Source organism: Streptomyces sp. NPDC054932 (assembly GCF_053610205.1).
Genome location: NZ_JBSGXU010000221.1, coordinates 1 through 12,584, shown reverse-complemented (window position 1 = coordinate 12,584; position 12,584 = coordinate 1). Strand labels below are relative to the sequence as shown.

Below are 12,584 nucleotides of genomic sequence, written 5' to 3'. Positions count from 1 at the left end.
GGAACAGAAAGACCTCTTCGTCGAATTCGGCGTCAGACATGGCGGTTTCAGCCCTCCGGTGCATGGGTTACGGGATCTCGGATCGAGCCCGCTACCGAGGCTCGCAGCGGACCCCGTCCCCCGACAGTCGGGAGGTATCCCTACGCCGCCGGCCGCCCCGCGCCGCCGGGGCTGTAGGGGATTCCCCCGACTGTCCCGGGGACCCGTCCAGCACCGACGCTCGTGGCGGAGCCGGAGAGATGAACCGGCCCGTCCGATACGAGGAGGACTGGGATGACCACCGCCACCGCGGTTGCCACCTGCCCGGAGTGTGAAGGCACCGTCACCGTTCCCGACGGTGTGCGCCAGAGCGAGATCGTCGAGTGCGGCGGCTGCCTGAGCGAGCTCGAAGTGATCACGGCCGAGCCCCTGCTGCTCGCGCTGGCCCCCGAGGTCGAAGAGGACTGGGGCGAGTAGGACCCGTACGCCGGTGCCCCGGACGCGTGTCCGGGGTCAGGCGTGCCCCATCCGTTCCACCGATCCATCCGTCATTCAGACCTGGAGGCCCTTGTGATCCGTGCCGGCGTCTACGGCGCGTCAGGGTACATCGGCGGTGAGCTGCTCCGGCTGCTCCTCGGCCACCCCGAAGTGGACATCGTCAGCGCGGTGTCGAGCAGGCTTTCCGGCCGCCGGGTGGACACCGCCCACCCCAACCTGCGCGGCAGTACCGATCTGCTCTTCTGCTCACCCGAGGACGTCGCCGACTGCGACGTGCTCTTCACGGCCGTCTCGCCCTCCGTGGCGATGGAGCTCGTCCCCGGGCTCACCGACAAGGCGCAGGTCATCATCGACCTCAGCGGCGGCTACCGGCTCCGGGACCCGGAGGTGTACGCCCGCTACTACGGCGAGCACACCCGGCCCGACCTGCTCGACACCTTCGTCACCGGCTGGCCCGAGCGCTACCGCAAGGAGCTGGAGACGGCGGACCGCATCTCCATGCCGGGCTGCATGGCGAACGCCGCCACACTGGCCCTGTACCCGCTGGCCGCCGAGGGGCTCATCCGCAAGGACGTGACCATCGACGGCCGGGTCGGCTCGTCCGGCTCCGGCATCACCGCCGACGCGATGAACCTGCACGCGGAACGCAGCGGCGCCATGCGGGTGTTCAAGCCGCAGCGGCACCGCCACGAGGCCGAGGTCGCGCAGGGCACCGGGCTGACCGCGCGGATGAGCGCGACCGGCGTGGAGGCCGTGCGCGGGGTCCAGGTGCTCATCCGGGTGGAGGCCGCCGACGGCGTCTCGCTCGGTGAGCGGGAGCTGCGCAAGCTCTACCGCGGCTACTACGGCGACGAGCCGTTCGTCCGGATCGTCGCGCAGAAGCGCGGCCTGTACCGGCTGCCCGAGCCGAAGATCCTCAACGGCTCGAACTTCTGCGACATCGGTTTCGCCACCGACCCCGAGGACGGCACCGCGGTCCTCATCGCTGCGCTGGACAACCTCGTCAAGGGCGGGGCGGGCAACGCAGTGCAGAGCATGAACATCCGCTTCGGCCGTCCGGAGACCCTCGGTCTCGGGTTCACCGGCCTGCACCCGGTCTAAAAGCGGCCTGTGGAGCACCGAGAGAAGGGAACAGCTGTGTCAGCAGGGTCCGACGGACTGACCGTCGTGAAGTGCGGCGGCGCCGCCGGGGTCGATCCGGCCCGGGTCTGCGCCGATGTCGCCGCGCTGGTCAAGGCGGGTGGGCGGGTCGTGCTGGTGCACGGCGGCTCGGCCGAACTGGAACAGCTCGCGGAGCGGCTCGGGGTGCCGCAGCGCAGCATCACCTCGCGCAGCGGCGTCACCTCGCGCTACACCGACGACGCGACGCTCGAAGTGCTGACGCTGACGCTGGCGGGGCAGGTCAAGCCGGCCCTGCTGGTCGAGCTGGCCGGGCACGGCGTGCCCGCGGTCGGGCTGACCGGCATCGACGCCGGTCTGCTGCGGGCCCGCCGCAAGAACGCGATCCGGGCCCGGGTGGACGGCCGTACCGTGCTGGTGCGCGACGACCACAGCGGCCGGATCGACGAGGTGGACCCGGCCGCCCTCAAGGTGCTCCTCGACGCCGGGATCACTCCGGTGGTGTCGCCGCCGGCCCTCGCCGAGGACGGCCGTCCGGTCAACGTCAACGCGGACCGCGCGGCCACGGCCATCGCGGTCGCACTGGGCGCCGACCGGCTGGTGTTCCTGACCGCGGCTCCCGGCGTACTCGCCGATCCGTCCGACGAGTCCAGCCGGCTGGACCGGTACGAGCTGCCCGCCGAGGGGACCCCGCCCGGGGTCGGCGGCGGCATGGTCGTGAAGCTCATCGCCGCACGTGAGGCGCTGGAGGGCGGGGTCCGCGAGGTACTGATCGCGGACGGCCGTGCCGAGGACCCGGTGCGGCGCGCCCTCACCGGCCTGTCGACGGCGGTCGTCATCGACACGCAGGCCGGGACGGGATCCGACACCGACACCGATGCCGGATCCGGAGCAGGATCCGAAGCAGGGGGAGCGGACCATGAGTGACCTCAAGCGGGTGCCCCGTCGGGCCACCCGCGCCCCCGGCGCCCTTCCGGGCGCCGGGGCCCCGGGGGCCGGCGGGGCCCGCCAGGCGTTGCAGCGGCTGCAGGACAGCCGCAGGACCGAGCAGCGCATCGAGCGGGCCGACCGCGACCGCAGCCTGCCGCTGGCCGCTGCCCAGCAGCGCCTGTGGTTCCTCGACCAGTGGAGCCCCGGCTCCGCCGCGTACAACGCGCCGCTCGCCCTGCGGCTGACCGGGCCGCTCGACCCCGAGGTGCTGGGCCGTGCGCTCAGCGGGGTCGTGGAGCGGCACGAGATCCTGCGCACCCGGTACGGGAGCGCGGACGGGCTCCCCTACCAGATCGTGGAGGAGCCCGGACCGGTCGCGATCGTCCGCACCGACCTGCGCGAACTCCCCGAGGACGAGCGCGAGAAGCACGTCACCGAGCTGATCGCGGAGGGCGCCGGCCGGCCCTTCGACCTGGCCACCGGCCCGGTGCTGCGGGCCGAGCTGTTCCGGCTCGCCGACGAGGAGCACGTCCTCCTCCTCAACATCCACCACATCGCCACCGACGGCTGGTCCACCGCGATCGTCACCCGCGAGGTGATGGTCCGGTACGCGGCCGAGGCGGCCGGGCTGCCCGACCCGCTGCCCCCGCTGCCCGTCCAGTTCGCCGACTACGCGGTGTGGCAGCGCCGCAAGCTCGCCGAGTCCACCTTCGGCGACCGCCTGGGCTACTGGACCGAGCGCCTCGCCGACCTGCCCGTGCTCGACTTCCCGACCGACCGGCCGCGGCCCAAGCAGCCCACCGGCGCCGGCTCGGTGCGCGAGAGCCGGCTGCCCGCGCACCTCCAGCGCGCCCTGGTGGAGCTGGCCCGTTCCGAGCGCGTCACCGTGCTCACCGTGGCCCTCGCCGCCTTCCAGACGCTGCTGACCCGCTACACCGGGCAGGACGACATCGTCGTCGGTTCGGTGGTCAACGGACGCACCCAGCCGGAGATCGAGCCGCTGGTCGGCTTCTTCGCCAACACGCTGGTCCTGCGCACCGACACGTCCGGCGACCCCACGTTCCGCGAGCTGCTGGCCCGTACGAACGAGACGGTCGTCGGCGGCCTGATGCACCAGGACGTGCCCTTCGGCAAGCTGGTGGACGCCCTCCAGCCCGAGCGCGAGGCCGGCCGCAACCCGCTCTTCCAGATCTCCTTCACCCTGCAGAACGCCAGCGCGGACGGGGACGACCTGGGCGACCTGCGCATCGAGCAGGTCCCGCTGATCGTCGGCACCGCCCGCTTCGACCTGGCCTTCCAGCTCACCGAGGTGCCCGGCGAGGGCTACCACGTGTGGATCGAGTACTCCACCGAGCTCTTCGACAGCGACCGCATCGACCGCCTGATCAGCCACTACGGGCGCCTCCTCGAAGCGGTCGTCGCCGACCCGGGCATCCGCATCGGCCGGATCCCGCTGCTCGACGCCGCCGAGCGCGAGCAGCTGGTCCTCGGCGAGAACCGCACCGACACGGCGTACGGGACGGCCGGGCTCGGCCTGCACCAGCTCTTCGAGCGCAGCGCCGACCGCCACCCGGAGCAGACCGCCGTCCGCTTCCGCGGCAGCGGCCTCAGCTACGCGGAGCTCGACCGGCGTGCCAACCGGCTGGCCCACCACCTGCGCTCGCTGGGCGTCGGGCCGGAGTCCCGGGTCGGCATCCTGCTCGAGCGCGGCCCGGACCTGCCCGTCACCCAGCTCGCCATCCTCAAGGCGGGCGGTGCGTACGTGCCGCTCGACCCGGTCCACCCGACCAACCGGCTCGCGTACATGCTGGAGCGGGCGGGTGCCCGGATCGTCGTCACCGAGGGCGCGCTGGGCGACGTACTGCCCGGATCGGTGACCCGGCTCGACTGGCGGGACCCGCAGTTCCTGGACGCCGTCGCGGCCCGGCCGGACACCCGGCCCGAGGTGGCCGTGCACCCGCGCTCCCTCGCGTACGTGATCTTCACCTCGGGGTCGACGGGCAAGCCGAAGGGCGTCCTCGTCGAGCACCGCAGCGCCGTCAACTTCACCACCGCGTCGGTGGAGATGTTCGGGCTCGGCACCGACGACCGGATGCTTCAGTTCGCCAACCCGGCCTTCGACGTCAGCGTCTTCGAGATCTACAGCGCCTTCGCCTCCGGAGCCACCCTGGTCACGGCCCCCCGCGGCACCCTGCTCGACCCGGCCGCCCTCACCGCGCTGATGCGCGAGGAGGGCGTCACGACCGCGGACATCCCGCCGTCGGTGCTCGGCGTCCTCGACCCCGCCGAACTCCCCGACTACCGCAAGATGTTCGTCGGCCTGGAGCCCTTCCCCGGCGACCTCGTCGACCGCTGGCGCGACGGCGGGCGGCGCGCCTTCCACAACGGCTACGGCCCCACCGAGACCACCGTCGCCTCCGTGGACCACCTGTGCGGCCCGCAGCACGGATCGGCGAGCCCGCCGATCGGCCGCCCGCTGCCCAACCAGTACGCCTACGTGCTCGACCGGGCCGGCGAGCCGGTCCCGCTGGGCGTGGCCGGCGAACTGTGGATCGGCGGCCTCGGGCTCAGCCGCGGCTACGCCGGCTCGCCCGGCGCCACCGCCGACCGCTTCCTGCCCGACCCGTTCGCCGGCGGCGGCCGCCGCATGTACCGCACGGGCGACCTGGCGCTGCGCCGCTCCGACGGCGACCTGGAGTTCTTCGGCCGCGCCGACACCCAGGTCAAGATCCGCGGGCTGCGCATCGAGCCCAGCGAGATCGAGCAGGTGCTGGTCCGGCACCCCGAGGTCCGGCAGGCCGCCGTGGTCGTGCTGACCTCGCTGCCCGGCGGGCCCCAGCTGGTGGCGTACGTGGTCCCCGAGACCGGCGCCCGGCCCGAGCCGGCCGCCCTGCGCGGACACCTGGCCGAGGACCTGCCCCCGTACATGCTGCCCGGCGCCTTCGTGCTGCTCGACGCCCTGCCGCTGACGCCCAACGGCAAGCTGGACCGGGCCCGGCTGCCCGAACCGGAGCAGCGGGTCCGCAAGGACCGGGAGGCACCGGCCACCGACACCGAGCGGGCCGTCGCCGGGATCTGGGCCGGGCTGCTGCCGGGCACGGACTTCGCCCGCGACGACAACTTCTTCATGGCGGGCGGCAATTCGCTGCAGGCCACCCAGCTGCTGGCCCGGCTCCAGGAGGTGCTCGGCGCCGAGATCCAGCTCCGGCAGCTCTTCACGCACGCCACGATCGAGCAGCTGTCCGCACTGGTGGACGCCGGCCGCGGGGTGCCGGAGGAGTCCTCGGCCCCGGCCCGTCCGGGGGCGGTCGTCGCCGCGCCCGTGGTGCTCGCCGCGGGCGGGGACCGGATCCCGCTCTTCTGCATCCACCCCAGCGGCGGATCCGTCGCCCCCTACGTCCCGCTCGCCGCCTCGCTCCACCCCGAGCAGCCGCTGTACGCCCTGGAGGCACCCGAACTCGGGTCCGCCGAGGACCCGGTGGCCGCCCTCGCCGAGGCGCACGCCGCGGCGATCCGGGCCGCCCGCCCCGAGGGCCCGTACCTCCTCGGCGGCTGGTCCACCGGTGGCGCGGTCGCCTTCGAGACGGCCCGCAGGCTGCGCCTCCAAGGGGCCGAGGTCGCCCTGGTCGCCCTGCTGGACACCGACGTGCCGCCCGGTCTGACCGAACCGCCGAGCACCGCGCAGACCATCGCGCTGTACGTGGCGGACCTCGTCGGACTGCGCGGCGCCGACCCGGCGTCGGCACCCGTCCTGGACATCGACTCCCTTGACCACGAGGAGCAGATCGCCGTGGCCGTACGTACCCTCGCCGCATCCGAGCTGGCCCCCGAGGGCAGCGCGGACCAGCTGGCCGAACGCATGCGGACCTTCGTCGCCACCGTCCGGGCCGGCGCCGTCTGGCGGCCCGAGCCCACTGACGTACCGCTGGCCCTGCTCACCTCCGAGGCCCCCGGGGCCACCGAGCGGGCCCGCTTCTGGGAGTCCCGCACCACCGGCGGGTTCACCCACCGGGAGGCGCCCGGCGACCACTACGCGATGGTGGCCGTGCCGCACGTGGGCACCGTGGCGGACGTGCTCCAGGAGATCCTCGACCGGGCCACCGCGGGACACCGGGGAGCCACGGCATGAGCGGGACGGACCCGGGCACGGACGTGCGCGGCACGGACCTGCGCGGCGCGGACCTGGCCGACACCTGGTTCACCGACGAGCAGCGGGCCTTCCGCCGCGGCGTCCGGGAGTTCTTCGCCGCGGACGAGGTCCGCAAGGCGGTCGACGCCCTCCAGGACCACGCCCCGCGCGAGGAGAGCGGCCTGATCGACGTCTACCGGATGCTGGGCGAGCGCGGCTGGCTCGCGCCCGCCTGGCCGAAGGAGTACGGCGGCCAGGGCCTGTCGCCCGTCGAGGCCGGCATCGTGCTGGAGGAGATGGTCCTGCACGGGCTGCCCGAGGACCAGCGGGTGCTGAGCATCGACACCGTCGGACAGTTCCTGCTCGAAGTCGGCACGCCCGAACAGCGCGCCCGGCACCTGCCGAGGCTGGCGGCCGGCGAGGAGATCGCCACCGTCCTGTTCACCGAACCGCACTGCGGCTCGGACCTGGCGGCCCTGCGCACCCGGGCCGTCCGCGACGGCGACGGCTGGCGGCTCTCCGGGCGGAAGATCTTCAACCAGAAGTCGCAGTTCGCCGAGTGGGCCCTGTGTGCCGCCCGGACCGACGACGGCCCCGTCAAGTACCACGGGATCACCCTCTTCCTGCTGCCGCTGCGCTCGCCCGGTGTGGTGATCAGCCCCGTGTGGAGCATGGGCGACGAGCGCTTCAACGAGATCGTCATCGAGGACGTGCGGCTGACCGCCGAGCACATCGTCGGACAGGTCGACGAGGGCTGGCAGCCCATCAACGACATGCTGCTGCTGGAGCGCACCGGCATGGACTTCCAGGCCAAGCTGCGCCGCTGGCTCGACTCGGTGATCGAGGACGCCCGGCGTACCGGGCGGATCACCGAACCCGCCCACGCCCAGCGCCTGGTGGAGCTCGACGCCCACCTCAAGGCGGGCCGGGCGCTCGCCTGGAGCATGGTGCTGGCCCAGGTGGCGGGGGAGCCCGACCCGGTGGCCTCGGCCGCCGCCAAGTGGTTCATCACCCAGTACTCCGACGAAGTGGTCCGGCTGGGCGCCGAAGTGGTCGGCCTGGACGGCCTGTTGAGCACCTGGGACGGCGAGGCGCCCGACCTCGGGCGGCTGGAGGCGGTCTACCGCCAGAGCCCCGCGCACACGCTGGCCTCGGGCACCTCCGAAGTGATGCTCCAGATCATCGCCGCCAGCGGCCTCCACCTCTTCTCGTGAACGACACGGAACATCTGAGAGGACCATCCACATGACCTCCGTAGCCGCCCTGCCGGCCGAGCTCGCGGAACTCTTCGACGGTGAACTCGCCCCGACCGTCAGGCGGATGGGCGAGCGTCCGCTCGGCGGCGGCCCGGTCGCCGACGAGCAGGCGGCAGCCCGCGCCGCCGTATGGGCGACCCTCGCCGAGGCGGGCGTGTTCGACGAGGTCGTGGACGGCACCCAGGCGCCCGGGGACCTCGTACGGCTCGGCGAGGCGATGGGCCGGGCCCTCTACCGGGGCCCGTACCCGGACACCGCCGCCGCCGTCGAGCTGATCCGTGCCCTGGACGCGCACACCGACGAAGTCTTCGCCGACGTGCTCGACGCCGTCGCGGACGGGGCCGGAGCCATCGCGCTGGCCCCCCGCGCCGAGGGCACCGACGACCCGTACGACCCGTCGCCGCTCACGACCGGCGACGGGCCGGACGGGCCGTGGGTGTCGGGCCGGCGGCGGTTCGTGGCCTTCGCGGACGCCGTCGACTGGCTCCTGGTCGTCGGTACGGACTCCGGGAACGGAGCCGGGACCGGGACCGGGACCGGAGCGGGCACGGTGCTCGCGCTGGTACGGGCCGACGACCCCGGCATCACCCTGCGCCGGCACGACGACATCAGCCGCGGTGACCTGCACTCCGTCGACCTGCACCGGGTGCCCCTGTACGGGGGCCGGCCGATCGGCTCCGGCGCCCCGGCCGCGGCCGCCTGGCGGCGGGCACTCGCAACCCTGCGGGTCCGCCACGCCGCCACCCTGGCCGGCCAGGCGCAGGGCGCCCTCGCCCTCGGCGTCGAACGCGCCAAGAGCCGGGTCCAGTTCGACCAGCCGCTCGCCCGCCACCAGAGCGTGGCCTTCACCCTGGCCGCGCTCTCCGCACGGATCACCGCCGTCCGCTCCCTGGTGGAGGAGACCGCCCGCGGCCTCGACCGCGACCCGCACGGCTCCGGTTCCGAGCTGGCGGTGCTCCAGACCCTGGCGCTCGCCGCCGGCCTCGTCCGCGACGCCGCCGCACAGTGCCTGCACCTGCACGGCGCCCACGGCATGACCGAGGACGCCGACAGCCAGCTCTACTTCCGGCGCGCGGCGATCGACGCCCTGCTGTGGGGCAGCCCCGCCCAGCTCTGGGCCCGGGCCGCCACCCTCCTCTGATCCGCCCCGCGCCCCTGACCTCGTACGAAAGGACGGCCATGCAGCTCGCAGACCCCGCCGCCGCGCCCGTCGACCCGATCCCGATCCTGCGCGACCTCATCCGGTTCCGCAGCGTCAACCCGCCCGGCGAGGAACGCGCCTGCGCCGAGTACATTGCTGCGCTGCTCGCCGAGGCCGGGATCACCTCACAGTTCCTCGGTCCGGACCCCGAGCGGCCCAGCCTCGTCGCCCGGATCCCGGGCCGCGGCGAGGCCCCGCCGCTGCTGCTCCACGCGCACTCCGACGTGGTCCCCACCGACGGTCAGGAATGGACCCACCCGCCCTTCGAGGCCCTGCTCATCGACGGCGAGGTCTGGGGCCGCGGCGCCATCGACATGAAGGGCGGGCTGGCCATGATGCTCTCCGCCCTGCTCACCCTGCGGGCCCGCGGCCAGGCCCCGGCCGGGGACGTGCTGCTCGCCGTCGTCTCCGACGAGGAGAACGGCAGCCGCGTCGGCGCCGGCTGGCTCACCAGCAACCACCCCGAGCTCTTCGAGGGCATCCCCTACTGCATCGGCGAGGACGGCGGCGCCGTGCTCACCGTCGACCCGGCCCGCCGCTTCCACCCCGTCGGGGTCGCCGAGAAGCGGGCCTGCTGGCTGCGCCTGACCCTGCGCGGGCGCGGCGGTCACGCCTCCCGCCAGGGCTGGCCGAACCTGGCCGTGCACCAGCTCACCGAGGTGCTGACCGCGCTGCGCGACGGCCGCCTCCCCGTGCACATCACCCCGGCCTTCGACCGGATGCTCGAGGACCTCGGCGAGGTCGTCGGCGAAGAACTGGCCGCGGAGCTGGTCGCCCTGCGCAAGGGCGAGCGCAGCACCGTCCCGTACGAGCTGATGAGCACCGAGGACGCCGTCTACCTCGACTCGACCATCCGGCACACCGCGAACGCCACGATCATCCGCACCCCCGAGAAGATCAACATGATCCCCTCGGAGATCACCGTGGACATCGACGGCCGGATCCTGCCCGGCGAGTTCTACGTCGAGGACTACGTCGCCGAACTGCGAGCCCTGATCAACGAGTTCAGCGCCTCCGGCACCCTCGGCGACGAGATCGGCATCGAGCTGCTGCTCGAGGGCTCCCGCAACCCGAAGAACGAGCCCGAGATGGGCGCCTTCTACGAGCGCCTCACCGAGATCCTGCGCGCCGCCGACCCCGAGGGCGTCCCGGTCCCCATGATCACGCCCGCGTCCACCGACGCCCGGCTCTTCGCCAACCTCGGCATGGACTGCTACGGCTGGCTCCCGATGCTCCTGCCGGCCGGCTCCCGCTACCAGGAGAACATGCACGACGCGGACGAGCGGGTCCCCGCCGACGCGGTGCGCTTCGGCGCCGACTGCCTGTACCAACTGCTCATCGACCACCCCTGAGCCCCATCACCGCTGAGCCCGATCACCCCTGATCCCCGCCGCCGGGCACCGCCCGCGACACAGAGAAACAAGCCCGCCCGGAACCCGGAGGAGAACCATGTCGTTCCGTCCCGCCGACCTCGTCGAGATGCTGCGTGCCCGTGCCGCCGCCACCCCCGAGGCCACCGCGTACATCCTGCTCGACGAGGACGGTACGGAGCGTCGGCTCAGCTACCGGGAGCTCGACACCCGGGCCCGCGCCACCGCCGCCGCCATGCAGCAGCAGGGCGCGGCCGGCGGCCGGGCGCTGCTCCTGTACCCGCCGGGCGAGGAGTACATCGTCGGCTTCTTCGGCTGCCTCTACTCGGGCACCGCCGCCGTCCCCGTCTACCCGCCGTCCGGCGCCCGGGGCCTGGACCGGCTGATGGACATCGTCGTCGACGCCCAGGCCACCGTCGCCCTCACCGACGACTCCACCCTCCAGCTCGTCACCGGCATGGGCGACGCCCTCGGCGACCTCTCGAAGCTGGCCTGGACCGCCACCGACACCGTCGACCGCGCCGCCTCGGACGCGTGGGCGGAGGTCGCCCCGGGCGGCGACGCCCTCGCCTTCCTCCAGTACACCTCCGGCTCCACCGGCTCGCCCAAGGGCGTCATGCTGCGGCACGGCAACCTGATCGAGAACTCCCGCACCATCGCCAACGCCAACGGCTCCACCACGGACAGCGTCGGCGTCAGCTGGCTGCCGCCCTACCACGACATGGGCCTCATCGGCGGCATCCTCCAGCCCCTGTACAGCGGCTTCCCCTGCGTCCTGATGGCGCCCATGACCTTCCTGCGCCGCCCGTTCCGCTGGCTCGACGCGATCAGCCGGCACGGCGGCACGATGAGCGCCGCCCCCGACTTCGCGTACGCCGAGTGCGTCCGCCGCATCACCGAGGAGGAGGTCGCCGGCCTCGACCTCAGCACCTGGCAGCACGCCATGGTCGGCGCCGAGCCCGTCCGCCGCCAGACCCTCGACGACTTCGAGCGCGTCTTCGGCCCGGCCGGCTTCCGCCGCTCCTCCTTCCACCCCTGCTACGGACTCGCCGAAGCCACCCTGTTCGTCACCGGCGGCAAGCCCGGCCCCGAGCCGCTCGCCGTCACCCTCACCGAGGACGGCCCCCGCCCCGTCGAGGAGGGCGCCGCCGGCACCACCCTCATCGGCTGCGGCGACATCCAGGGCGAGGACCGGATCAAGGTCGTCGACACCGAGACCCTGCTGCCCGCCGCCGACGGCGCGATCGGCGAGGTCTGGGTCACCGGCGAGTCCGTGGCCAAGGGCTACTGGCGCCGCCCCGAGCTGACCGAGTTCACCTTCGCCGCCGAACTCGCCGAGCCCGACGGCCGCACCTACCTGCGGACCGGCGACCTCGGCTTCCGCCACCAGGGCGAGCTGTTCATCACCGGCCGGATCAAGGACCTCATCGTCATCCGGGGCCGCAACCACTACCCGCAGGACATCGAGTACACCGCCGAGCTCAGCCACGAGCTGCTCGTCCCCAACCGGGCCGCCGCCTTCGGCCTGGACGACGGCGCCGGCGAGAGCGTGGTGCTGCTGCACGAGGTCAGCCGCAAGTTCCGCGACGAGGACGCCGAGGCCGTACTGGCCGCCGTCCGCTCCGCCGTCACCCTCGAACACGGCCTGTCCCTGCGCGACATCGTCCTCGTGAAGATGGGCGCCCTGCCCCGCACCTCCAGCGGCAAGATCCGCCGCCGGGAGAGCCGTGAGCGCTACACCGCCGGCGAGTTCGTCGCCCTCGCCAACAGCTCCGGCGCCACGGTCGCCGTCGCCGACAGCGCCGCCACCCACTTCGCCGGGGACCCGGAAGGCGCCCTCGTGCTCGACCGGGTGTCCGCCGTGCTCGGCGTCTCCGCCGACCGGATCTCCGCCGGCCTTCCGCTGGTCGCCCAGGGCCTGGACTCGCTGCGCGCCGTCCAGCTCCGCGCGGTCCTGGAGACCGAGCACCGCGTGGACGTACCGCTCACCGCACTGCTCGACGACACCACCGTGGTCCGGCTCGCCCAGCTGGTCCGCGAGGGCGCCACCGACGGCCGCGCCGTCACTCCGATCCCGCGCCGCGAGGCCGGAGTCCCGTCCG

8 protein-coding genes are annotated in these 12,584 nt (G+C 73.6%); all 8 read left to right on the top strand.

Annotated elements, in window-relative coordinates; genetic code table 11:
- Positions 1-273 precede the first annotated feature (273 nt).
- On the top strand, positions 274-456 hold the full coding sequence (locus ACWGE1_RS35865) for a lysine biosynthesis protein LysW (RefSeq protein WP_327262542.1): 183 nt from the start codon (positions 274-276) through the stop codon (positions 454-456).
- A gap of 93 nt (positions 457-549) precedes the next feature.
- A complete protein-coding gene (gene argC, locus ACWGE1_RS35860; protein ID WP_453424650.1) occupies positions 550-1,578 on the top strand; it encodes an N-acetyl-gamma-glutamyl-phosphate reductase in 1,029 nt (342 codons plus the stop codon).
- A 36-nt stretch (positions 1,579-1,614) separates the two neighbouring features.
- Entirely contained in the window at positions 1,615-2,523 is a 909-nt protein-coding gene (locus tag ACWGE1_RS35855; protein WP_453424649.1) for a [LysW]-aminoadipate kinase, read from the top strand.
- Positions 2,516-6,655, top strand: coding sequence for a non-ribosomal peptide synthetase (locus ACWGE1_RS35850; protein WP_453424648.1), 4,140 nt, complete (start codon positions 2,516-2,518; stop codon positions 6,653-6,655). Before ACWGE1_RS35855 ends, ACWGE1_RS35850 begins: the two co-directional genes overlap by 8 nt.
- A complete protein-coding gene (locus ACWGE1_RS35845; protein ID WP_453424647.1) occupies positions 6,652-7,869 on the top strand; it encodes an acyl-CoA dehydrogenase family protein in 1,218 nt (405 codons plus the stop codon). Before ACWGE1_RS35850 ends, ACWGE1_RS35845 begins: the two co-directional genes overlap by 4 nt.
- Before the next feature lie 31 nt (positions 7,870-7,900).
- Entirely contained in the window at positions 7,901-9,052 is a 1,152-nt protein-coding gene (locus tag ACWGE1_RS35840) for an acyl-CoA dehydrogenase family protein (protein ID WP_453424646.1), read from the top strand.
- Positions 9,053-9,090: 38 nt separating this feature from the next.
- Positions 9,091-10,464 carry a M20/M25/M40 family metallo-hydrolase gene (locus tag ACWGE1_RS35835; RefSeq protein ID WP_401691878.1) on the top strand — a complete coding sequence of 458 codons (1,374 nt, stop codon included), beginning with the start codon at positions 9,091-9,093 and terminating at the stop codon, positions 10,462-10,464.
- A 97-nt stretch (positions 10,465-10,561) separates the two neighbouring features.
- A partial coding sequence (locus ACWGE1_RS35830) for an AMP-binding protein (RefSeq protein ID WP_453424645.1) occupies positions 10,562-12,584 on the top strand: 2,023 nt, incomplete at its 3' end.